Below are 21,385 nucleotides of genomic sequence, written 5' to 3'. Positions count from 1 at the left end.
CCTGCCACGACGCTGGCGCGAGGCTCACATGATGATGTGCCGGGCGAAATCGTGCTCGTGGAACACGAGATTGGGCAGGTAGCCAAGTGCTGCGAAATACTCCCGGTCGCTGTCGACGCTGACAAAGACGGCGGTGCTTTCCAGCGGACTGTCGCTGAGTTTCACCGTCACCTTCACCTTTTCGTTGAGGCCGAGTTCGCGCATCAGGCCTTCGAGCGCCGCGATTTCCGAGAAACCGCCGAGAAGCAGCGTATCGATGCCGATTGCCGCATTCACTTCGCTCACCAGCGTCTGGATGGCGACCATCAGGGGCAGCCCTTCACGGAAACTGCGAATTTCCGGGTGGTCGTGCATCCCGCCCCACACAATGCGGGTATAAAGCTCATAGGCCTTGATGAAGTTCTTGCGCGCCGCCCAGAAGCGGAAGGCGACGGCCATACGATTGAGCGTGAAGATCTTGCACATCTCGTCATACTTGAGACGCGTCTCGGGCGTGATGTTCAGCGCCCCGCGCTTGGCGCCCGTATAGAGGAAATATTCAAGCCCGCCGCGATAGCGATCCCAGCTCGTCATGACGTCGTTAGTGCCTTCCTGCGGGCGGTCGCGGGCGATCGCCGAATTGGCGATGGAGCGGTAGAACGGCCGCTGCAGGAAGGCGACCGCGCCCTGATCGAGAAAATGCGCAAGGAACGGGAATGGGTAGAAGCAGAATTCCCGCGGGGTCCAGGCCGACCGCAGGGTTGACGAGCGGTAGATCGCGATTTCCGGAAAGATGTGGCGTTCGAAAATATACTGGAAGACTTCGCCGAAGCTGCCGTGCGGAAACTTCCGATCCTCCTCGACATTGTAAAACTTCGCGATGTCGGTTTTGGCAACTTCGTCGTAGAAGAACCATGGCGCATGGGCGCAGGTCACCTCCTGATTGTTGTCGAGATATTTGATGGTGTCGGCCACCGCATCGGCGATCAGGATGTCGTCGTCGGCAAGGTAGACGAGGTATTCGCCCCTGCCGAGGCGCAGAGTGCTCGTGACGTTTGCCAGGGCGCCGGCATTGGTTTCACGCTTGTAATATCGGATCGGCAGCCCGCGACCGATGAATTCTTCGACCACCTGCTGCGTGCCGTCCGTAGAGGCGTTGTCACAGATGACGATTTCGAAGGGAAAGTCGAACTTGTAGTCGTTCTCGCAGTAGGTCAGCGAGTTTCTGAGAAAGGCTTCGCGGTTGTAGGTCGGGATGCAGATGGTGAGTTTGATGCCGCTCAAAGGCTTGTCTCCTGGCTATAACTCTCAAGCGCGGCGTCGCGCTCGCTAATGACGCTCGGCGTGAACGGCCAGGCGATGGAAAAGGCGGGATCGTCCCAGCGGACGCCGCGGGCAAGCTCCGGTACGTAGGTTTCCGACATCTGGTAGAAGAGCTCGCAGTCGTCTTCGAGCGTCAGGAAGCCGTGTGCGCATCCGGCAGGTATATAGAAGGCGTTGTGACTGATGGCATCGAGCTCGACGGCGGCCCATTTGAGATAGCTCGGCGAATCCGGCCTCAGATCGAGCGCCACGTCGAAGACCCTGCCGCGCGTGGCGCGCACCAGCTTGATCTCCGGTCGCGGCTCGGCCTGGTAATGCATGCCCCGCAGCGTTCCGCGCTTGTGGTTCTGCGAGACATTGCACTGCGGGTAGACGGGCACGAGACCCTGCGTCGCGAAGGTCTGCGCGTCGAAGGTTCGTGCGAACATTCCCCGGTCGTCGGAGCGCGCTTCGACTTCCACGACAAAGGCACCCGAAACCGCTGTCGGAACGAATTTCATCCGAGCACCGTCAGTTCGGGCACGGCGACCGCGAAGCGTCCCCCCCAGGCGCCGACCCTGCTGTTGGCCGCAACGACCTCATTCTTGATGTTCCAAGGCAGAATGAGAATGTAATCCGGCTGCGTCTCGTCCATCTTCTCCGGCGCGTAGATCGGCAGTTTGCTCCCCGGCAGGAAATGCCCCTGCTTGTGCGGATTGCGGTCGACGACATATTCGATGAGATCCGTGCTGACGCCACAGAAATTCAGCAGCGTGTTGCCCTTGGCGGCAGCGCCATAGGCTGCGACCTTCTTGCCGCCGCGTTTGGCTTCCGCGAGGAAGGCAAGCAGGCCATCCTTGATCGGCGCCACGCGGCTCTGGAAGGCCTCGTAGGTCTCGACCTTGTCGAAGCCGGCGGCCACCTCGTCGGCGTGGACCTTGGCAAGGCCGTGGCCGGTTGCGTGAGCGGTAGATGTTGCACGGCAGGCAAGCACGCGGAGACTCCCGCCATGGGTCGGCAGTTCTTCCACGTCGAACACCTTGAGGCCGTGCGCCGCGAAGACCTTTTCAACGGCGAGCAGTGACAGATAATAGAAATGCTCGTGGTAGACAGTGTCGAACTGGATGTTTTCCATCAGCCGCAGCAGATGCGGGAATTCGACGCTGACGACGCCGTCCGGCTTCAGGACGGCCGAAAGCCCGCCGACGAAATCGTTGATGTCAGGCACATGCGCCAGCACGTTGTTGCCGATGACAATGTCGGCGGCCAGGCCGCGGGAGACGAGATCGGCAGCGGTTTCCTTGCCGAAGAAGCGCGCTTCCGTGGGAACGCCGATCTGCCGCGCCACTTCCGCAACGTTCTCAGCTGGCTCGATGCCGAGCACCGGCACGCCCGACTCGACGAAATGCTTGAGGAGGTAGCCGTCATTGCTCGCGACTTCGATCACCTGCGATGTGGCGTCGAGGCCGAAACGCTGCCGTGCCATGATGGTGAACTGGCGCGCATGTTCCACCCAGCCGTCGCTATAGGAGGAGAAATAGGCATAGTGGCTGAAGATGTCTTCCGGCGGAACGAAGGCATCGGCCTGCACCAGCCAGCATTCCGTGCAGACGAAGGCGCGCAGCGGATAGGATGGCTCGGGCAGTTTGAGCTGCTCCTCCGTCAGATAGGCATTGGCGAGCGGCGTCGATCCCAGGTCGACGAAACGATGCTTCAGCGGGGCATCGCAAAACCGGCAATTATGTGCTGTCATGATCCTGTTTCCTCATATGCCGCGATCTGGGCGAGCGTGAAGGCGCGCATGTCTGCGCCCTCGCGGTTGGCCTTGTACCAGGCGGCCGTCCAGTCGATCGTCTGTTGCAGGCTGAGCCGCGGGCGCCAGCCGATGGTGTGGAGCGCCAGAGCCGAACTCAAGGTAAGGGCAGGCGCTTCCGGCAGATGTTTTCCCGGCGCCGGCTTCCAGACGTCATTCACGCCATGGGCGAGGCCGAGCGCTTCCGCAATTTCGCAGACCGTTGCGAAACTCTGCGGATCGGGCCCGAAATTGAGCGCTTCGGGTAATTCCTTTTCGCCGGCAAGTGTCAAGGCCTCGGCGAAGGCGAGATAGCCGCCGAGCGGCTCCAGCACGTGCTGCCAGGGGCGGATCGCTTCGGGATAGCGCAGCAGGATCGGCTGGCTGCTTTCAAAGGCGCGGATGAAGTCCGGGATCAACCGGTCTCTCGACCAGTCGCCGCCGCCAATGACATTGCCGGCACGTACCGTCGCAAGCCTGATATCGCGCCCCTTGAAGAAGCTGTCGCGGTAGCTCTGGACGACGAGTTCGGTGCAGGCCTTGGAATTGGAGTAGGGGTCCTTGCCGCCCAGCATATCCGTCTCGACGAAGGGAACGCCGCTGCCGTTGTTGGCATAGACCTTGTCGGAGGTGACGACGAGAGCCGTCTTGACCGAAGGCGTTTCCCGCACCGCGTCAAGCACGTTTGCCGTTCCCATCACATTGGTCGCGAAGGTTTCGGTCGGATTTTCGTAGGAGCGCCGTACCAGCGCCTGCGCTGCCATGTGGATGACGATTTCAGGCTCGAAATCGATGAAATCCTGCTTGAACGTCGCCGCCTCGCGGATGTCGGCAATGTGATGGCCCTGTCCGTTCCAGGGCGCAAGCCGCCCATAGAGCGAGGGATTGGTCTCGGGTTCGAGCGAGACCGCCGCCACTTTCGCACCGAGCTTTTCCAGCCACAACGACAGCCAGGATCCCTTGAACCCCGTGTGTCCCGTCAGGAACACGCGCCTGCCATTCCAGAAGTCCGTCAGGCCCATAGCTTCCACGGCGCCTTTCCGGAATTCCAGAGTTCTTCCAGGTGGTTGCGCTCGCGAAGCGTATCCATCGGTTGCCAGAAGCCGTCATGCTTGAAGGCGGCGAGCTGGTTGTTGGCGGCGAGCCATTCCAGCGGCCCGCCTTCCCAGATCGTGTCGTCGTCCGGGATGAGGTCGACCACCGAAGGATCGAGCACGAAGAAGCCGCCGTTGATGCGCTGGCCGTCGCCTCTCGGTTTCTCGACGAAGGAGGTGATGAACTGCCCCTCGATATTCGTGGCGCCGTAACGTCCGGGCGGGGTTACAGCGCACATCGTCGCCTTGAGGCCATGGCTGCGATGGAAGGCGACTTCGGCGGCTATATCGACGTCGCCGACGCCGTCGCCATAGGTCAGGCAGAAAGGCTCGCCGGGTGTCAGATGGTCGCGAATGCGCGCAATACGCCCGCCGGTCATCGAATGCATGCCGGTATCGACCACAGTCACGCGCCAGTTCGGCCGCGTGCCGCCGTGATAATTGATGCTGTTGGAGGCGAGGTCGACGGTGATGTCGTTGTGGTGCAGAACAAGGTTTACGAAATATTCCTTGATCATGTAGCCCTTGTAGCCGGCGCAGATGATGAAATCATTGAGCCCGTGATGAGCATAGATGCTCATGATGTGCCAGAGGATCGGCATGCCGCCTATTTCGACCAGAGGCTTGGGTCGGATACTGGTCTCCTCGGCAAGACGAGAGCCAAGGCCACCGGCGAGAATTACGACTTTCATCCCAAGCGAACTCCAGAGTGTGTAGTCAGGTTTCCCGACCACCCACAGAGCCGCCTGGGCTCTTTACAGGCGGAACGGCCGTATGTTCATCCTTGCCCCGGTATCCGATTTCGTTCTTGTGCGAGGCTTGCGGGAGTGTCGGAACGGGCAGCCGCGCGTTTCGCAGGCCGTGCGTTGAGCAATGGAACAACGTGCCATTCGGGACATCCCGTTTGGCCGAAGGGCACGTCCTTCCAGTTTTGCGAGGGAGCCAAGCGGGCGCGATTGATCCGAACAGAAAGCGGCTGATCCTGATAGGAAAGCGTCAGATACTGCCGGCCGATTGCCCCCCGGCAAAGGCCCCGCGCGCCGGCCCGAAGAAAAAATCCCACTTCGGAATCCCGAAATTCCCGCGCTTCGGGATCCCGAAATTCGCCGCCTTTCGCGGGCTGTCATCCTGGAAAAACATCCAATGATTTCAGGCCCGCAGCCAATTTCGGGTTTCCGAAGTGCTATATAGATTATGGTGAGAGTTTGCTGCCGCCATATCTTGGCCGGATCGTTTGCGGTTAAGCCTCTAGACTAAGCTGCAGGGAAGTGTCGTGTGCCTCGACGACCTTGGACTTACGTTTTGTTGCCGCACGGCGTGCTGGCTTGGTGGTTTTCGGTTGAGGGTCGGAGCCGAGCTCGTCCGCCTCGGAGCTGGGAAGCAGCGGGTAGGCAGCAAGCACCGCACCGGCAGAGGTCACCTCAACGACCGACCTGGAGGGAGGCATTTCAACGGCCGGCTCGGTAGCCGACACCTCGCGCGCCTTTGGCGGCTGGGGGTTACCGGCTGCGGACGTGGCGTATCGGATCATCGCAAGACTCCATTATGTTCGCCATATGTTCACATTTTGGAGTGAGGGAGTCAATGGAGGCAGCTATCGAGAGCTGTGGGAATAAGCGTCCAGAAATCTGGATTTCGGAGAGTTCTTGGGAGCTATCGAGTGAACAGGCCTCAAGCGCATCGTGGCTGGCCTTTGCTACAAGGCACCAATGCATAACTTAGCTGGAAAGGCTTAACTCCTTGATCTTGGTAGCGATCAAGAATGGAATGGTGCCCAGAAGAGGCACCGGACTCGAACATCACCTGAAGTCATGTTGTCTCAACCACTATCAAAGCGCTTTATTTTCAGTGGCTTACTTGTCTGGTTTCGACTCATCGTATATCACCAAATAGCAACCAATCGCCTTGCTTTGGGTGGATTGAAAGGTGGATCGATGGGGCGTGAATTAAACAAGCTGACAGCATTATCGGTGAAGAACCTTGGTGCTGGCAAGCATGCTGATGGGGGAGGACTTTGGTACCATAAACGGCCGGACGGCGGCGGACAATGGGTGCTTCGCGTCACAGTGCACGGCAGGCGCCGGGAGATGGGTTTAGGCTCCGCCACTGACGTATCTCTCAAAGATGCCCGCGCCGAGGCAGCAAAGTGGCGTGCCGTCGCTCGGCAAAACATAGATCCTATCAAGGAGAGAGAGCGGCTTAAGCGAGATGCTGCGAGGCATCTGCATCTACTTGAGGAAATCGCGGAAGACGCATTCAAAAGTCGAAAAGCGGAGCTCAAAGGCGACGGATTGGCCGGACGCTGGTTCACTCCATTGAAGCTTCACGTTATTCCGAAGCTGGGAAAAGTTCCGATCGCCGAAGTTGACCAAATCGATATTCGCGACACGTTATCGCCCATCTGGCATACAAAAGCAGAGACAGCAAGAAAGGCGTTGAACCGTCTGAGCATCTGCTTCAAGCATGCCGCCGCCCTCGGTCTCGATGTTGACATTCAGGCACCTGAGAAGGCTCGCGCCCTTCTTGGCCAGCAGCGCCACAAGGCAACGAATATTCCGGCTATGCCTTGGCGTGAAGTGCCCGCGTTCTACAGCACGTTAGCCGATGAAAGCGTGACGCACCTTGCCTTGCGTCTGCTCATTCTCACGGGTGTCCGCTCTGGCCCCCTGCGCTTCCTTCACGAAAGCCAGATCACTGGCGCTGTCTGGACCATTCCAGGTGAGGCGATGAAAGGCAGAAAGGGTAAGACGCCGGATTTTCGGGTCCCGCTTTCTGAAGAGGCGCTTTTGATTGTCGAGCAAGCGCGAAAATTATCGCGTGAAGGGTTCCTTTTCCCGAGTGTGAAGCGGGGCGTTATCAGCGATATGACTATGGGCCGGCTGATGGAGCGGGCGAAACTAGAAGCGCGTCCGCATGGCTTTCGGTCCAGCCTTCGCGACTGGATAGCCGAAGCGACGGAGACTCCACACGACGTGGCTGAAACAATGCTCGGCCATACCGTCGGGGGCGCTGTCGAGCGGGCATATCGACGAACCGACTTTTTGGAACAGCGCCGAAGTATCCTGGCGCAATGGGCAAAACACGTCGCAGGCAAAACCCATTAGATGACCCAGCTTGTAAAGGAATGATAATGGATCTGAACAGCAAGCCGGCCTCGTGGCAAAAGGTGAAGATCGCAGGGCGCCAGTTTTGGAAGATTCCGCATCAGGAGTGGACCGGGATGATGAACGCGTTGAATCCCAACAAGCCGCCGCAAGAAAGCGACGGCGCGGATTTTCTAATGCCTTGCTTTCCCGATGACGACAAAACCGAGTTCCCTACACTCTACGAGTTCGAGGATGCGGGTCCGTTGATTGCCTCTGGCATCGCTCGGCATTCGCTTACGATGGAGGGAATTAGCGCAGATCGGTCTAACCGCGGGCTGACTGCGAGACACTTGTCCGTTTTCAACGAGATGGATTGGTATGGCGAATGCTTCGGCGTTCTCGAGGCTCATGGCTGGACAAAAAGCGGCCACCTTACACCCGAGATTTTGTCGAAGCTTGAGGCGATCGAGGGACGATCCGCCATCGATGAAGCAAAGCAAAGCTTCGGCGAAAATTGGGAACTCTACGCGATGGAACTTGCGGCGAGGCATCTGGCGAAGCCGCTGAGCAGACTTTGGTATGTGGCGAACATGAAGTCGCTGTATTACTGCCACAACGATGATTTGCGCTTAGGCTTCCTTTGGGCAGAGTACCAAATGAAAATGCAGTACGAAGCGTTCGCCTTAAAACATATGGAAGTCGTTGAGCGAAATTCGGAAAACGGCAGAAAAGGCGGCCAAGGCAAGGCAGCTGCTGAGCGTTATAGGGTTCTTGATCGCCTTGTGACGGCGCAGGGCGAGAAACTAGCATTCTGCGACAATGACGAAATCATCAAGGCTGCCAAGAAGCTCGCCGCGGAGTACGACCGCAAAGAGGGTACGCAGCTTTTTCAGATCAAAAACAAGAGCCTCGGTCCGGGGTGGTACAAGGATTGGGTGAAGCATTATCGGGCCTTGATAAAGGCAATGAGAGCAAAGGCTTAGGAAAAGAATAACCAGTGGTTCCTACGTGTTCCATAAAGGAACCACTGGTTATGCAAAAAGATTACAGTGAACCATCGCTTATGACGATTTCCATCACATAACCGTCGGTTCGACTGTTTTTCGTCAAATATGCTCAGCCTGTATCAACCGAACTACAGGCGACACAAATGCAGATTACCGATCCGCTTCTCACCAAAAAAGAAGCCGCAGCCATTCTGAAAATCAGCGTTCCTACGTTCTATCGCAGAGTCGCAGACGGCACTGTGCCTAGGCCAATCAAAATCGGATCGCTCTCCAAATGGCCATTGTCGGATATTCTTAGCACGATCGAAGAGGCCAAATCCGCTCGTGCTCCGCAGCCCTTTAGAGGGGCACCGCTATGATCGCGTCACTGGAGGAGCAATCAGAGACCTGGGAAGCCTACCGATTAGCGAGGATGAAGGCTGACAGCTCAGTCGACTACTCGGATAGGAGTGCGGTGGCATCTGCGTATCGCGCGTTTTATGCCGCCTTTGTCGGGGAACCTCCACCGTCTCCGGTCGACCTGGTGTCTGACCGCAAGGTCCTTATCTTCCCAGTGCACAATGTCCGCAGCCGACGGAAGCAACGATGAACGAAGATCTTGACGTGCAACGGCTGCCATACATGCCGCTGCAGATCGAGCGCCTTCGCAAGTCGAAGGCGTGGCTGCGCTGCAAGCGAAATCCGGAAATCGCGTTTTACATGGTGAACCTCTGGATGCGCGCCTGGCACGAGATCCCGGCCGGCAGCATTGAGGATGACGACGACGTTTTGGCCGATGCCGCCATGTGCTCGCCGGAAAAGTGGGAAGAGCTGAAAGATGACATCCTCAAGGGCTGGGATCGCCGCGACGGGCGTGTCTGGCACAGCACTGTCATAGAAATTGCGACAGAAGCTGTCGGCAAACTTCGCATGAACAAATCGCGCACTGCGGCAGCTCGGGAGGCGCGGGAACTTCAACGTCAGTCTTCTGTGACAGACGTTGTGACAGAGAATGTCACTGCCTCTGTAACAGAGCACGAAGGGAAGGGAAGGGAAGAGAAGGGAATAGAAGATAAAACAACATCTGACGATGTTGTTGCCGTCGCCCCTTCGATTTCTCAGGATTTTGCCTTCGAAGCGCAGTCGATCAGGCTGACTGCAGCCAATCTGGAGCAGTGGCGGAAGGCATTCCCGCATGTCGCCCTTGAAGCGGAGCTTTGGGCCCTGGACGAGTGGGCGGGTACCAAGGGCAACAAGTGGTTCACTGCCGTCAGTGGAGCTTTGGCGAAAAAAGAACGAGCGGCGGTCGATCGCGTTAGCACCGCCGCAGCAGTTCGCGATCGAGGAGGCGGCCAACGGCGGGCCGACCCACGAATATGAAAACCATAGATCAGATCATTCGCGAAAACGGCATCCAGCTTAGGCGCGTCGCCGCCGGCAATCAGAAAACAACCTGCCCGAAATGCTCGTCGAGCCGGCGCAACAAGCGTGAGCCCTGTCTCTCCGTCCGGATCGATGCTGAAGGCGTCCAGTTCAACTGTCACCATTGCGGCTTCCATGGAGGCGATTTCTTTGACCAACATTCTCGGCCCGGCGGGCGCACTGGCATTCCAAAACCGGCAGATCGACCCTCAGGTCGCCGTTCTTTCCGGAGCCTATACGGGTAAGGCCGTCACCGGCGCCGACGGCGTCACCACAGTTGAGCCTGATGCTGCAGGCAACATCGTCGTCTTCCCGTTCATAGACGGCGGCCGGCCAGTCGGTGAGAAATACCGGGCGCCAGGGAAGAAGTTCTGGCAGCGCAAGGGCGGCCGGAAAACATTCTGGAACGCGGACTGCATGGATGATCCCGCGCTTGAGGAAGGGCACAAGGCGCTGATCATCACCGAAGGTGAAATCGACGCATTGACCTCGATCGACTGCGGCTTTCACACGACCGTCAGCGTCCCGGACGGTGCCCCGCCTGTCAGGGACGGTGAAGACCCCGACCAGCTCGACGACGCCGTCCCCGACGATGACAGCCATGGGAAATTCGAGTTCGTTTTCAACAACCGTCATCGGATCAAGCGCATCAAGCGGTTCATTCTGGCGGTCGACAGCGATCCTCCTGGACGCAGGCTGGCCGCGGAGCTGGTCCGGCGCCTCGGCGCCGCTCGATGCTCGTTCGTAACCTATCCGGAGGGCTGCAAAGACCTGAACGATGTGAAGATGCGGCAGGGACCGGATGCGGTCGTTCGCGTCATCACGGAAGCAAAGCCGTACCCCGTCAAGGGCATCTATCTGCTCTCGGATTACCCGGAGCTTGACGAGCCGGTGACCTATTCGACAGGATGGCCGGACCTCGACGACTATCTCCGCGTCTGGCTGGGCGAGCTGATGGTGGTCACCGGCATTCCGGGCCACGGCAAATCCACCTGGACCATGAATCTCTGCATCAACCTCGCCCGCAAACACGGTTGGCGCGTCGGCGTGGCGTCATTCGAAATCCCGACGGTGCCGGCGCTGCGCTTCAAGCTCCGGCTGGCTGCGTCGGGGCTCGGCACCAAGCAATGGACCCGCGACGACGTGGCGGAAGCGGACGTCTTCATTCAGCAGCACTTCGTCTTCATCGATGCCGATCCAACTGGAGAGGCTGATGACGACATGACGCTGGAATGGCTTCTTGAGCGCGCCGCGGACGCCGTCATGCGGCATTCGATCCGGGTGCTGGTCATCGATCCATGGAACGAGGTTGAGCATTACCGGCCGAAGGGTGAAAGCGAGACGCAGTACATAAATCGGGCGCTCCGTCAGATCCGTAAGTTTGCGCTTAGATACGGGGTGTTGGCGATCGTCGTCGCACATCCGACCAAGGAACTCGGCAAGGGCGGCGAATCCAGGACTCCGACCCTGTACGACATCGAGGGGTCGGCAGCCTGGTACAACAAACCCGACCACGGCGTCGTCATCGATGTCCCCGATCCAGATCTCCACGAAACGGTGGTCTGGGTGAAGAAAGCCCGCTTCTCATGGTCCGGCCGCAAGGGTGACGTGACGCTGGAATACCTGCCGGAGACTGAGGGCTATCGATCTCTGAATGGCTTTGCTCCGCTCTGGAAAGCAGCGCAGGCAGACCACCAGCAGTATCGGCAAAAGTCCAATGGCGAATTCTGAAAATTGATACGAGGGACAAAGATGTCTGAAAAGCGCAAGAAGCAGACGAGCGGACTGGAATGGCAACCCAAGATCAAGGTCGAAAAGGTCACCGTCGACAACCCGTTCTATTCCAAGGCCCACCAGGGCATCGAAACCAACCCGGTGAAGATCCAGGCGCAGATGAATATCCGTGAGAGCGCTATAGTCACTCTCGCTGCCAGGAAGCAGATCAACGAGGCGCAGCTTGCCGCAGCAACGCGCTTCAGGGCGCTCTACGAGGCCATGGGCGGGGCAGGAGCAGGATCGTTCGACTACAGCCGCGAGCCGGTCGACGGCGGCGGATCTCGCGAACCGTTGACGGAACGACAGATCCGCGCCGGCCAAGAGCTGAAGCGCTGCAGGGAGATCCTCGGAATCAAAGCCTACGACATCATGAGCAAGGTTGCCGGCCAAGGCTATGCCATCGGCGAGCTTGCCAAATCGCATCGGGAGCGCACCACGCTTGCAGATTATCTAAAGGATGGTCTCGACGAGATGGCCCGAAATTGGGGATATGAAAGCCGTGGAGATAGGCGCAACAGCGCGTGACGGCACTTGCGCCGTTACAACGAAGCGGGTATAGATTAGCTATAGTCTTGATTTGCGCGGTCTAGAAGCGGATTACCGACCTGGGCCATATGCTTCGGCAGTCGAAATCCGCCCCACAATGTCACTGTAGCTTTCAGCTACGTAAATTCCGTAGGGGCCACGGTCAGCGTCCGGTACTGCCATTTGAACAACCGTGCTGCTGCCGATCACGACAACAGCCACGATGTGGTTCACGTTGATTGTCACTTGGTGGCTGAGATTGGTAGATGTTGCAGTGATGAAGGCCATTTGCGTCTCCGATGGTTTGATTTTCGCCGCGGCCGTCGCCTATCGTGGGGTCAGTCCGCTTTTCCACCAGTCAACGGAGTCCCTTGTCAGTAGGACGACCGACTGGCTGGTCTTTGGGATCAGTGCGGAAGCCAATTTCTCCGCCGCCTCGAGGTCATCCATCTCCTCGACCCATGGATCTTGTCCGTCGATCGGCGGGCAGTAAACCAGTACGTCATCTGAATCGCTCGGCGCGATGATGATTACACGGCGCATCACGCTTGAGGCGTCATAGGTAAAATAATATCTCATTATCTGTCGGCCCCAGGATTGATGCGCCGTTCTATTCTTGCTTACGCCGTCAATGACAGTGATAGCCGCCGGTCTTGTGATTGGTATGGCATCCGTTGCCGTCAGTTCCGCCACTGTGGGCTAAAGAGCTGATTGCAGACAAAGCGAATACGGTCGCTGCAAGAGCGATTTGAAAGAACTTCATAGGTTGATTCCCCTCAACTGATTTACAGCTTCTAGTAAACCACCCGCACGACTAGAAGTCGACTGTATTTCAACTTACGGGACTCATTTCCAACACGATAGTTAACAGCCGCAGCGTGTGACGATGCTAGGGCGTATACTTTCGATACTGAATGGAGAACTACAATGGACCCCTCGATTGCTCCGGCTTCCCGGGCTGCGGCAGTGACGCCGAACGATACCGCCATTGTCGGTGCGCGCGCGCTTTATATCGGCACGGCCGGCGATGTTGCCATTGCGCCGCGCCGGGACATGGATCCGGTCATCTTCAGAAACGTGCCGGCCGGGACGATCCTGCCGGTTCATGCCGCCATTGTGGCGCTGACCGGCACCACCGCGTCCAACATCATCGCGTTGTTCTGATGGACAGCGGCAAGAACGTCCCGGTGAACGAGATCGGGATACTGGGTAGCGCGACCAAGGTGTCGCCGCCCATCTTCATCACCACCCATCCAGCCGATCAGAAGGCAGGGGACCATGACAGGCAGACCGACAAAGTACACCACCGCACTCGCTGACATCATCTGCGAGCGCATCGCTGATGGCGAAAGCCTCCGATCGATCTGCAGGGATGACGCCATGCCGGCGAAATCGACCGTCCTCGCTTGGCTGGCTGATGACGACAAGACCGCTTTTCGGACCAAGTATGCGCAGGCGCGCGAGATTCAGGCCGACGGCTTTGTCGACGAGATGGTCGAGATTGCCGACGACGGCACGAACGACTGGATGGAAAAGAAAAACGCCGACGGACAAACGACCGGCTGGCAGGAGAACGGCGAGGCGCTCCGACGCTCGCAGCTCCGCATCTCGACGCGGCAATGGATTGCCGAGAAGCTGAAGCCGAAAAAGTATGGCGCCAAGGTCGAGCTGGAACACGGCGTGACCGGCGAGGTGTCGCAGCTGCTGGAAGCTATCAATGGCAAGACCCGCGGACTTCCAAGCGGCAGTTGATCAGTTCTCGGACTGGCGCTGGCGTCTGAACAATCTCTACTGGATCACCGACAAGGAAGGCAAACGGGTCCGGTTCGAAATGAACTGGGCTCAGATGACCTTCTTTGAGCAGATGCATTATCTGAACGTGCTGCTGAAGGCTCGCCAGCTCGGGCTGACGACGTTCATTCAGATCTTCATGCTCGATGCTTGCGTGTTCAATCGAGACATTCGCGCCGGGACGATTGCCCACACACTTGGCGATGCGCAGACCATCTTTCGGGACAAGGTGAAATACCCGTACGACAATTTGCCCGAGGGCATCCGGGAAGCGGTGCCGATCGTCAGGGATAACCAGACGGAACTGCTCCTGGGGAATAACTCGAGCATCCGCGTCGGCACGTCTCTCCGATCTGGAACGCTGCAATACCTGCATATCTCGGAGTATGGGAAGCTCTGCGCCAAGTATCCGGAGAAGGCGAGGGAGGTCCGAACCGGCGCCCTCAATACCGTCCAGGCTGGGCAGCTGGTGTTCATCGAAAGCACTGCCGAGGGGCAGGAGGGGCATTTCTACAATCTCTGCGAGGACGCTCAGGTAAAGCACCGCCAGGCATCAGCGCTGACGCCATTGGATTTCAAATTCCATTTCTTTCCGTGGTGGAAAGAGCCGCAATATTCGATCGATCCGGCCGGCGTCATCATCACCGACGCTTTCGCCAAGTACTTTCGCGCCTTGTCTGACCAGGGCATCGAACTGACGGACGGTCAAAAGGCTTGGTACGTCAAAAAGGCTGAAACGCAGCTGGGGGACATGAAGCGCGAATATCCGTCGTCGCCGGCTGAAGCGTTCGAAGCCAGCGTCGAGGGTGCATACTATTCGGATCAGATGGCGGTGGCCGACGCCGAGGAGCGTATAGGCATCTATCCGCATGTGGCGGGCTACCCGGTCCACACGATATCCGACATTGGCATGGATGACACAAACAGCGTGTGGCTGTTCCAAGTCCTTCCGAGCCGGGTCCGGATGATCGGCTACTTCGAACACACTGGCACCGGCATGGATGGCATGCTCGACGAGCTGGAGCGGCGGGCGGGCGAACATGGCTATGTCTATGGCGTCCACAACATGCCGCATGACATTCGCGTCAGGGAGTGGACCCGCGGCGGACTGACCCGCATCGAGGTGATGCTGGCGGAGGTCAAGGCGAGAAACCTGGGCACGGTCCGCAAGATCGAGCGCGCCTATGTTCACGACCGCATCAACGGCACCCGGCGAATCCTCGCAAAGATCGAGTTCGACCAGGCGGGGTGCACACAGGGCATCAAGTGCCTGCGCAACTATCGAAAAGAATGGGATGAGGATCTGAGCGTTTTTCGCGACGTACCCCTGCACAACTGGGCATCCCACGGCGCCGATGCTTTCGGCGGGCTTGCGATTATTTTCACCGGATTGGCGGCCGAACCGCTCAAGCCTGAACCAAAACCGCTGCGGACGTTCCAGACCATGACGTTCAACGATTTCGTCAACTCCACACCGACCCAGAGCGAGCACGTTTGATGGACGACGAAGCCACGACATTGCCGGGCGGTGATAGGTACGACCTGGCAAAGGTTGGCGCGCACTGGCAGCAGGAGCTTGAGCGCGGACAGCGATACTTCAAATCTTGGATCGATCGCTGCACCAAGATTGAGAAGATCTACCTGCAGCAGGCCGACCAGCAGACCGCAAAGCGCCGGTTCCCGATGCTTTGGGCGAACATCTCTGTTCTGCAGCCGGCCGTTTATGCCCGTGTCCCGCAGCCGGTCGTCGAGCGCCGGTTCAAGGACTCTCAGCCGGTGGCGCGCATGGCGTCGGAGTTGGTCGAGCGCAATCTAGCCTTCACTGCCGATGACGCGGATCTGGATTCGCTGATGCGCGCGGTGCGCGACGACTTCCTGCTCTGCGCCCGCGGCACGGTCTGGCTGAGGTATGAGGCAGATTTCGAACCGCTCGACATAGGCGTTGAACCGTCGAATGCTCCGGCTCTGGACATGCAGGGCGATGATGGCGGCCCAACGCCTGAGCAGATCACCGATGAACGGGTCTGCATGGACTATGTCCACTGGTCGGACTTCCTGCACTCGCCGGCACGCAGGTGGAAGGATGTAACGTGGGTGGCGCGCCGCGTCCCCATGACAGACGAGGAGTTCGACAAGCGCTTTCCCGAGGGGCGGGCAAGCCTGGCCGCGAACGGCGCTGGCTCCAATCACGGGACCAACCAGACGGAACGTGCTCAGAACGAGGGCAAGACGTACGTCTGGGAGATCTGGTGCAAGACGGAAAACTACACAGCCTGGATTGCCGAGGGCTCGCCGGTTGCTCTGGAGGTATCCGAGCCGCCGCTGAAGTTGACGCGCTTCTTTCCATGCCCACGGCCCGCGTTCGGGACACTGTCGACCGGCTCACTTATCCCCGTTCCGGACTACGTCTATTACCAGGGCCAGTGCGACGAAATCGATGTTCTGACGAAGCGCATCAACAAGCTGACGGATCAGCTCCGTCTGAAGGTGTTCTATCCGTCGGGTGACGGTTCCGTATCGCCGGCGATCGAGAAGGCGATGCGACCGGAAAACGATACGGTCATGGTTCCGATTCCGGAATGGGCCGCCTTCACTGACAAGGGCGGATCGAACGCTATCGTGACCCTGCCGATCGACCAGGTTCAAAAGGTCATCGTTGCCTGCATCGAGGTGCGCAAGCAGCTTGTCGAGGACGTCTATCAGATCACCGGCATCAGCGACATTGTGCGGGGCGACACGCAGGCATCCGAGACCGCAACGGCGCAGCGGATCAAAAGCCAGTGGGGTTCGATCCGCATCCGCGACCGCCAGGCCGAACTGGCAAGGTTTGCGCGCGATATCGTCAACCTCGCCGGCGAGATCATCTGCGATCAGTTCCAGCCGGAGACGCTGATGCTTGTCAGCGGCATCCAACTTCCGACCGCGGCCCAGAAGCAGCAGATCCAGATGCAGATGCAACAGCAGCAGATGGCGCAGCAGCAGGCAGCGATGCGCGCCCAGCAGATGGGACAGCCCGCACCGCCGACGCAGCCTCCCCAGTTGCCGCCTGAAATGCAGAAGATGATGGAGCAGCCGACGATCGATGAAGTCGTGCAGTTGCTCCGTAATGACAGCGTGCGAGGCTTCAGGATCGACATCGAGACGGATTCGACGATCGAGCCGGATGAGGACGCCGAGAAGCAACGGCGAATGGAATTCGTCCAGATGGTCGGCGGTTTCATGCAGCAGGCGGGCGCAATCGCACAGCAGACGCCGATGCTCGTCCCCGTGATGGTCGAGACGTTGCTGTTTGCAGCTCGCGGCTTCAGGGCAGGGCGGCAGCTCGAAAACACACTGGAGCAGGTAGGGGCGCAGCTTTCGCAGTCGGCGACCGCTCCCAAGCCTCCGCCGGAGCCCACGCCCGAGCAGATGATCAATCTGAAGACGGCACAGGTGAAGGCCGGCGCCGAGGAAAAGAAGGCCCAGCTCAGCGTGGCCCAGGCGCAAATCGAGCATCAGACCACGGTGGAGCAGGCGCGCAGCGCCATGGCCGCCCAGGCGCTGCAGCAGTTCCAGCAACAGCCGCCAGCCTACCAGTAAATATTTAGGGGTCAGACCATGAGAGAACGCTTTTGCAGGATCTGCGGCGGTTGGCACCAACTCGATAAATGGCCGCACAACTGCATGCCGGTGAAGAACCTCGCGCAGTCGGATCTGCCGGCGCCGCACTTCGTCAGCGACAGCATCGATATCCAGTCGATGCATGACGGCCAGCACTACACCTCGAAAGCCAAGCTGCGCTCCGCCTACCGGGCGGCCGGCGTCGTCGAGATAGGCAATGAAAAGCCCCAGCCGATCGAGACGCCGAAAACGGATCGAAAGGCGATCCGGAACGAATTGCGGCGAGTTCACGCCGAGTACAGCGCCTGAACGGGCATCAATCCCCGAAATAGGAAACATCCGACATGGAAGACCTGATTAACGAGGCCGGCAACGGCAGCGAAGACCTCGGCACGTCCAATGAAAAGCCGGTAAGCATCCGCGACAGCCTCAGGGCTGCGATCGACAGTGCTGACGGTAACGTCTCGGCGTCCAGCAGCACGGATCGACAGCGCGACGAACACGGCCGCTTTGCCCCGAAGGAGACAGACAAGGGAACCCCGGCCGCAGCGGCAGTGCCGAAGCCTGTAGATGCACCAGTAGCGGCCAACGCCGCCGCTGCTGCCCCACAGACGCCAGCCGTGGCACCCGAACAGCAGCCGGCCGCAACGACGCACCGTGTGCCCCCTGGCTGGTCGGCTGAGGCAAAGGCCCAGTTCGGGACTCTGCCGCCCGAGGTCCAGGCCGCCGTCGCCAAGCGAGAGCAGGAGGTCGACAACGGCTTCCGCGTTCTGCAGGACTACAAGGGCCTTGAGGAGTTCACGCCTATCGTCAGGCAGGCCGGCACGACACATGCCGATGTCATGCGGAAGGCGATCGATTGGGAGCAGTCGCTTATTCGCGACCCGATCAACACCGTCATTCACGTCGCCAAGATGGCCGGCGTCAATCTTCAGGCCCTCGTAGCCGGGCAGCAGGATCAGATCCTGCAGCGCCGGCCGCAACAGGCTCAGCAACAGCCAACGCCTCAGCCCGTCAATGTCGAGGCCACGGTTGAACAGGTACTTCGGAAACGAGACACTGAAACTCAGGTCAATGCCTTCATTTCCGACCCAGCAAACGTGCACGCCGAAGCCGTTCTCGACGACATGGTTGCCCTCATCAGCGCAGGGCGCGCATCGTCGCTCAAGGATGCTTACGACGCGGCCTGCTGGATGCGCCCCGATATTCGCCAGCAGCTGATCAGCCAGGCTGCTCCATCGAACCCAGTTCAAGACCAGACGTCCCAAAAGGCAGCAGCGGCAGATCAGGCCCGCCGCGCCTCGCGATCGATTTCCGGCTCTTCCGCGCCTGGACCAACCCAGGGCGCCGGCGCCGGCCAACCAACCTCAATCCGCGATTCCCTCCGCAGTGCATTGCACGCCGCGAATGGTCGCGCTTGATCCAAAAGGAAAGTGATCCATGCCCGTTTCCCCCAACCTTTCTGAAATCGTGACCACGACGCTGCGCAACCGCAGCGGCACGGTCGCCGACGACGTGACGAAGAACAATGGTCTTCTCACCCGTCTGAACAGCCGTGGCCGCAAGAAGCCCATCTCCGGCGGCCGCACCATCGTCCAGGAACTGCAATATGCCGAAAATTCGACCTTTCGCAGATATTCCGGATACGACATTTTGAATGTGCAGCCGTCCGATGTGATTACGGCCGCCGAATACGACCTGAAGCAGGCCGCGGTCGCCGTCTCGATGTCGGGCCTCGAACAGCTGCAGAACTCCGGCGAAGACGCGGTCCTCGATCTGCTTGAGCAGCGCATCGAAAACGCCGAAACGACGCTGAAGAACAACATCGCGCTCGACTGCTATTCCGATGGCACGGCCGATGGCGGGCGTCAGATCGGCGGGTTGCAGCTGTTGATCTCGACCTCGCCGACGTCTGGCACCGTCGGCGGCATTTCTCGCGCCACCTGGGGTTTCTGGCGCAACCAGAAATTCTCGGCCTCGGCCGACGGCGGTGCGGCCGCCACCAATGCGAACATCCAGAGCTACATGAACCGGCTCTACATGTCCTGCGTTCGCGGCTCCGATGCGCCTGATCTTGTTGTCGCCGACAACAACTTCTTCCGCCTCTACTGGGAATCGCTGCAGGCAATCCAGCGCATCACCTCGGCGGACAAGGGCATGGCCGGCTTCCAGTCGCTCCAGTACATGGGCGCCGACGTGATCTTCGATGGCGGCTTCGGCGGCGGTGCGCCACTCAACCAGATGTTCTTCCTGAACACCAAGTACCTGTTCTATCGCCCGCACCGCGACCGCGACATGGCTCCGATCGGCGACGAGCGCATGAACACCAACCAGGATGCCTTCGTGCAGCTCATGGGCTTCGCCGGCAACCTCACCATGAACAACGCCTTCCTGCAGGGCGTGTTGTTCGCCTGATCGAACGAAAGGATCAACTCCAATGACCATCGCAATTTCCCAGACCGATCGTCTTGGCGCGAACCCGTTCGTCGTCGAAGGCCCGATCGTTGCCGGCTCCGGTATTCCGGGTCCGAACTTCTCCCTCGGCACTGTTGCCGGCGGAGACCGCGAATCCGAATGGGTCTATTGCCAGCTCGTGCTGGCCTCGCAGACGACCCTTCAGCCGGGTCTGTGGTTCCAGTGGACCCGGGATTATGTCGCCTCGCTGCTGACCACGGCAGCCGCCGTCGTCGGCAATCGTTGCGGCGTCTTCGCTGGGGCAAGCCAGGCCCCGACCCAGTCCGGTGGACCGGTTCAGGCCATCAGCCTTGCGGCCGGCACTTATTACATCTGGCTGCAACGCAACGGGCAGGCTCCGGCACTCGTGACAACGGCAACGGCGGCTCTCGTCGTCGCAGAGACCACGACGACCGCAGGCCTCGCCAACGCTCCCGCATCCGCAACGGCGACCACCAAGGCAATCGCGAATGTGAATTTCGCGGCAGCCAACCAGACCTTCACGGCAACCACGGTCAACGGCTCCAACCAGCTGACCGCACTCGGAAACGTCAGCCCCGCAGGCGGCCCGTTCATCGGCGCCGCCATCTCGGGCACCGGCATTCCGGGTGCCACCACAATCAGCGGGATCACCTACACCCCCTCGGGCACGATCCAGAGCATCACCATGTCCGCCAACGCCACGGCCAATGGCACCGCCATCACGGTCACAGCGACGGGCGTGCTTGAAGCGACGCTGATGCGCCCCTTCCTGTCGAAGGTGAACTAAGGAGGACGCTATGTCCCTGAAAAATGAGATTGCAAGGAAGATTGCGGCCGATCGCGAGGCCGGCCGCGACATTCCCCCGGTGATCGAGGAATTGCTTCTGATGATCGCCGAGAAGGTCGAGCCGCAGGCCGCCAAGAAGGCAGCCCCTGCAAAGTCGACCGACAGCAGCAAGTGATCAACGACGGGCGCTTCGGCGCCCGTTTCCTTTCCCCGCCATCAACAGCGAGACAGCATCATGGCCGATAGCAACACCGGAATTTATGCCTCCTTCAGCCTCGAACCGGTCGAACAGACCTTTCTGACGGAGAAGGAAGGTCGCCCCATCTTCGCCGACAAGGAATTCGTCCGGATCTTCATCGCCGGCGATAAGCACACCGAAGTCTATCGCGAAGTGACGGAGAACGACAAACAGCGCTTTTCCGACGCCTACAAGCGCTTCAAGGAAGGCGCCGAGGCCCGCGAGCAGCTTGTCGGCACACCGCTGGCGCAGTGGCCTTATCTGAAGCCCAGCCAGATCAAGGAGCTGGAAGCGATCAACATCTATACCGTCGAGCAGCTCGCTGCACTCTCCGACACGGCCAAGCAGAAAATCGGCATGGGCGCGAACGAGCTCGTCGCTGCCGCGCAAGGCTATCTTGCGACCGCGCAGGACTCCCGGGCGGCTTCGGCCTTTGCTGCGGAAAACGAGCGTCTCAAGGACGAAGTCGGCCGCCTTCAGGAGCAGATGAAGGAAATGGCCTCGCGCTTCGAGGCAATGGAAAAAGAGCGCCAAGGCGGTCGCGGTCGCGCAGCAGCCTAAGCCGGAGATC

The 21,385-nt window shown here is 59.5% G+C and carries 24 protein-coding genes; 16 read left to right on the top strand and 8 right to left on the bottom strand.

What is annotated here, in order from left to right; all coding sequences use genetic code 11:
• Positions 1-24 precede the first annotated feature (24 nt).
• The 6 genes from G9X68_RS08445 to G9X68_RS32295 all read right to left on the bottom strand — a co-directional run bounded on the left by G9X68_RS08445 (position 25) and on the right by G9X68_RS32295 (position 5,698).
• Entirely contained in the window at positions 25-1,263 is a 1,239-nt protein-coding gene (locus G9X68_RS08445; RefSeq protein ID WP_168314712.1) for a glycosyltransferase family A protein, read from the bottom strand.
• Entirely contained in the window at positions 1,260-1,802 is a 543-nt protein-coding gene (rfbC, locus tag G9X68_RS08440) for a dTDP-4-dehydrorhamnose 3,5-epimerase (RefSeq protein WP_171601990.1), read from the bottom strand. Before rfbC ends, G9X68_RS08445 begins: the two co-directional genes overlap by 4 nt.
• Entirely contained in the window at positions 1,799-3,034 is a 1,236-nt protein-coding gene (locus G9X68_RS08435) for a class I SAM-dependent methyltransferase (RefSeq protein WP_171601989.1), read from the bottom strand. Before G9X68_RS08435 ends, rfbC begins: the two co-directional genes overlap by 4 nt.
• Entirely contained in the window at positions 3,031-4,095 is a 1,065-nt protein-coding gene (gene rfbG / locus G9X68_RS08430; RefSeq protein ID WP_171602184.1) for a CDP-glucose 4,6-dehydratase, read from the bottom strand. The genes G9X68_RS08435 and rfbG overlap by 4 nt, the downstream gene beginning before the upstream one ends.
• On the bottom strand, positions 4,086-4,859 hold the full coding sequence (rfbF, locus tag G9X68_RS08425; RefSeq protein ID WP_171601988.1) for a glucose-1-phosphate cytidylyltransferase: 774 nt from the start codon (positions 4,857-4,859) through the stop codon (positions 4,086-4,088). Before rfbF ends, rfbG begins: the two co-directional genes overlap by 10 nt.
• Before the next feature lie 548 nt (positions 4,860-5,407).
• Entirely contained in the window at positions 5,408-5,698 is a 291-nt protein-coding gene (locus G9X68_RS32295) for a poly(hydroxyalkanoate) granule-associated protein (RefSeq protein WP_342355318.1), read from the bottom strand.
• 403 nt (positions 5,699-6,101) lie between these two features.
• Here G9X68_RS32295 and G9X68_RS08420 point away from each other — a divergent pair, with 403 nt between their 5' ends.
• The 6 genes from G9X68_RS08420 to G9X68_RS08395 all read left to right on the top strand — a co-directional run bounded on the left by G9X68_RS08420 (position 6,102) and on the right by G9X68_RS08395 (position 11,962).
• Positions 6,102-7,271 carry a tyrosine-type recombinase/integrase gene (locus G9X68_RS08420; protein WP_171602183.1) on the top strand — a complete coding sequence of 390 codons (1,170 nt, stop codon included), beginning with the start codon at positions 6,102-6,104 and terminating at the stop codon, positions 7,269-7,271.
• 26 nt (positions 7,272-7,297) lie between these two features.
• Positions 7,298-8,236: a hypothetical protein gene (locus tag G9X68_RS08415; RefSeq protein WP_171601987.1), complete on the top strand. Its 939-nt coding sequence runs from the start codon at positions 7,298-7,300 to the stop codon at positions 8,234-8,236.
• A 167-nt stretch (positions 8,237-8,403) separates the two neighbouring features.
• The gene (locus tag G9X68_RS08410; RefSeq protein ID WP_171601986.1) at positions 8,404-8,619 is read left to right on the top strand and encodes a helix-turn-helix transcriptional regulator; all 216 of its coding nucleotides are present in this window, start codon (positions 8,404-8,406) and stop codon (positions 8,617-8,619) included.
• Between the two features lie 226 nt (positions 8,620-8,845).
• Positions 8,846-9,619, top strand: coding sequence for a DUF1376 domain-containing protein (locus G9X68_RS08405; protein WP_171601985.1), 774 nt, complete (start codon positions 8,846-8,848; stop codon positions 9,617-9,619).
• Between the two features lie 192 nt (positions 9,620-9,811).
• A complete protein-coding gene (locus tag G9X68_RS08400) occupies positions 9,812-11,392 on the top strand; it encodes a bifunctional DNA primase/helicase (RefSeq protein WP_244956123.1) in 1,581 nt (526 codons plus the stop codon).
• A 21-nt stretch (positions 11,393-11,413) separates the two neighbouring features.
• Positions 11,414-11,962: a hypothetical protein gene (locus tag G9X68_RS08395; protein WP_171601984.1), complete on the top strand. Its 549-nt coding sequence runs from the start codon at positions 11,414-11,416 to the stop codon at positions 11,960-11,962.
• A 72-nt stretch (positions 11,963-12,034) separates the two neighbouring features.
• Here the strand turns inward: G9X68_RS08395 and G9X68_RS08390 are convergent, their stop codons facing one another.
• Entirely contained in the window at positions 12,035-12,250 is a 216-nt protein-coding gene (locus tag G9X68_RS08390) for a hypothetical protein (protein ID WP_171601983.1), read from the bottom strand.
• A 340-nt stretch (positions 12,251-12,590) separates the two neighbouring features.
• Positions 12,591-12,725 carry a YHYH domain-containing protein gene (locus G9X68_RS32290; protein ID WP_171601982.1) on the bottom strand — a complete coding sequence of 45 codons (135 nt, stop codon included), beginning with the start codon at positions 12,723-12,725 and terminating at the stop codon, positions 12,591-12,593.
• Positions 12,726-12,889: 164 nt separating this feature from the next.
• On the opposite strand from G9X68_RS32290, the gene G9X68_RS08380 reads away from it, so the two are divergent.
• The 10 genes from G9X68_RS08380 (at position 12,890) to G9X68_RS08335 (ending at position 21,375) form a co-directional block, all read left to right on the top strand.
• Positions 12,890-13,126: a spike base protein, RCAP_Rcc01079 family gene (locus tag G9X68_RS08380; protein ID WP_129418312.1), complete on the top strand. Its 237-nt coding sequence runs from the start codon at positions 12,890-12,892 to the stop codon at positions 13,124-13,126.
• 114 nt (positions 13,127-13,240) lie between these two features.
• Positions 13,241-13,714 (top strand): terminase small subunit-like protein, encoded by a 474-nt coding sequence (locus G9X68_RS08375; RefSeq protein WP_171601981.1) that lies wholly within the window; start codon positions 13,241-13,243, stop codon positions 13,712-13,714.
• Positions 13,680-15,251 carry a terminase large subunit gene (locus G9X68_RS08370; protein WP_171601980.1) on the top strand — a complete coding sequence of 524 codons (1,572 nt, stop codon included), beginning with the start codon at positions 13,680-13,682 and terminating at the stop codon, positions 15,249-15,251. The genes G9X68_RS08375 and G9X68_RS08370 overlap by 35 nt, the downstream gene beginning before the upstream one ends.
• Positions 15,251-17,332: a hypothetical protein gene (locus G9X68_RS08365; RefSeq protein ID WP_171601979.1), complete on the top strand. Its 2,082-nt coding sequence runs from the start codon at positions 15,251-15,253 to the stop codon at positions 17,330-17,332. Before G9X68_RS08370 ends, G9X68_RS08365 begins: the two co-directional genes overlap by 1 nt.
• 18 nt (positions 17,333-17,350) lie before the next feature.
• On the top strand, positions 17,351-17,662 hold the full coding sequence (locus G9X68_RS08360; RefSeq protein ID WP_171601978.1) for a hypothetical protein: 312 nt from the start codon (positions 17,351-17,353) through the stop codon (positions 17,660-17,662).
• Positions 17,663-17,697: 35 nt separating this feature from the next.
• Complete coding sequence (locus G9X68_RS08355; protein WP_171601977.1) at positions 17,698-18,774, top strand: hypothetical protein; 1,077 nt, start codon at positions 17,698-17,700, stop codon at positions 18,772-18,774.
• A gap of 19 nt (positions 18,775-18,793) precedes the next feature.
• Positions 18,794-19,768, top strand: coding sequence for a phage major capsid protein (locus tag G9X68_RS08350; protein WP_171601976.1), 975 nt, complete (start codon positions 18,794-18,796; stop codon positions 19,766-19,768).
• 22 nt (positions 19,769-19,790) lie between these two features.
• Positions 19,791-20,576 (top strand): hypothetical protein, encoded by a 786-nt coding sequence (locus G9X68_RS08345; protein WP_171601975.1) that lies wholly within the window; start codon positions 19,791-19,793, stop codon positions 20,574-20,576.
• A gap of 10 nt (positions 20,577-20,586) precedes the next feature.
• A complete protein-coding gene (locus tag G9X68_RS08340; protein ID WP_171601974.1) occupies positions 20,587-20,751 on the top strand; it encodes a hypothetical protein in 165 nt (54 codons plus the stop codon).
• Between the two features lie 60 nt (positions 20,752-20,811).
• Positions 20,812-21,375 carry a hypothetical protein gene (locus G9X68_RS08335; protein ID WP_171601973.1) on the top strand — a complete coding sequence of 188 codons (564 nt, stop codon included), beginning with the start codon at positions 20,812-20,814 and terminating at the stop codon, positions 21,373-21,375.
• Positions 21,376-21,385 lie beyond the last annotated feature (10 nt).

Origin of the sequence: Rhizobium changzhiense (assembly GCF_013087625.1) — a bacterium.
Taxonomy (GTDB): Bacteria; Pseudomonadota; Alphaproteobacteria; order Rhizobiales; family Rhizobiaceae; genus Rhizobium; species Rhizobium sophorae.
This window is presented reverse-complemented; position numbering and strand designations above follow the sequence as displayed.

Bases quoted from the DNA above. Each gene is read 5' to 3' on its own strand.
- rfbC (WP_171601990.1), bottom strand. From the start codon at position 1,802: ATGAAATTCGTTCCGACAGCGGTTTCGGGTGCCTTTGTCGTGGAAGTC.
- G9X68_RS08435 (WP_171601989.1), bottom strand. From the start codon at position 3,034: ATGACAGCACATAATTGCCGGTTTTGCGATGCCCCGCTGAAGCATCGT.
- rfbG (WP_171602184.1), bottom strand. From the start codon at position 4,095: ATGGGCCTGACGGACTTCTGGAATGGCAGGCGCGTGTTCCTGACGGGA.
- rfbF (WP_171601988.1), bottom strand. From the start codon at position 4,859: ATGAAAGTCGTAATTCTCGCCGGTGGCCTTGGCTCTCGTCTTGCCGAG.
- G9X68_RS32295 (WP_342355318.1), bottom strand. From the start codon at position 5,698: ATGATCCGATACGCCACGTCCGCAGCCGGTAACCCCCAGCCGCCAAAG.
- G9X68_RS08420 (WP_171602183.1), top strand. From the start codon at position 6,102: ATGGGGCGTGAATTAAACAAGCTGACAGCATTATCGGTGAAGAACCTT.
- G9X68_RS08415 (WP_171601987.1), top strand. From the start codon at position 7,298: ATGGATCTGAACAGCAAGCCGGCCTCGTGGCAAAAGGTGAAGATCGCA.
- G9X68_RS08410 (WP_171601986.1), top strand. From the start codon at position 8,404: ATGCAGATTACCGATCCGCTTCTCACCAAAAAAGAAGCCGCAGCCATT.
- G9X68_RS08405 (WP_171601985.1), top strand. From the start codon at position 8,846: ATGAACGAAGATCTTGACGTGCAACGGCTGCCATACATGCCGCTGCAG.
- G9X68_RS08395 (WP_171601984.1), top strand. From the start codon at position 11,414: ATGTCTGAAAAGCGCAAGAAGCAGACGAGCGGACTGGAATGGCAACCC.
- G9X68_RS08390 (WP_171601983.1), bottom strand. From the start codon at position 12,250: ATGGCCTTCATCACTGCAACATCTACCAATCTCAGCCACCAAGTGACA.
- G9X68_RS32290 (WP_171601982.1), bottom strand. From the start codon at position 12,725: ATGAAGTTCTTTCAAATCGCTCTTGCAGCGACCGTATTCGCTTTGTCT.
- G9X68_RS08380 (WP_129418312.1), top strand. From the start codon at position 12,890: ATGGACCCCTCGATTGCTCCGGCTTCCCGGGCTGCGGCAGTGACGCCG.
- G9X68_RS08375 (WP_171601981.1), top strand. From the start codon at position 13,241: ATGACAGGCAGACCGACAAAGTACACCACCGCACTCGCTGACATCATC.
- G9X68_RS08370 (WP_171601980.1), top strand. From the start codon at position 13,680: ATGGCAAGACCCGCGGACTTCCAAGCGGCAGTTGATCAGTTCTCGGAC.
- G9X68_RS08365 (WP_171601979.1), top strand. From the start codon at position 15,251: ATGGACGACGAAGCCACGACATTGCCGGGCGGTGATAGGTACGACCTG.
- G9X68_RS08360 (WP_171601978.1), top strand. From the start codon at position 17,351: ATGAGAGAACGCTTTTGCAGGATCTGCGGCGGTTGGCACCAACTCGAT.
- G9X68_RS08355 (WP_171601977.1), top strand. From the start codon at position 17,698: ATGGAAGACCTGATTAACGAGGCCGGCAACGGCAGCGAAGACCTCGGC.
- G9X68_RS08350 (WP_171601976.1), top strand. From the start codon at position 18,794: ATGCCCGTTTCCCCCAACCTTTCTGAAATCGTGACCACGACGCTGCGC.
- G9X68_RS08345 (WP_171601975.1), top strand. From the start codon at position 19,791: ATGACCATCGCAATTTCCCAGACCGATCGTCTTGGCGCGAACCCGTTC.
- G9X68_RS08340 (WP_171601974.1), top strand. From the start codon at position 20,587: ATGTCCCTGAAAAATGAGATTGCAAGGAAGATTGCGGCCGATCGCGAG.
- G9X68_RS08335 (WP_171601973.1), top strand. From the start codon at position 20,812: ATGGCCGATAGCAACACCGGAATTTATGCCTCCTTCAGCCTCGAACCG.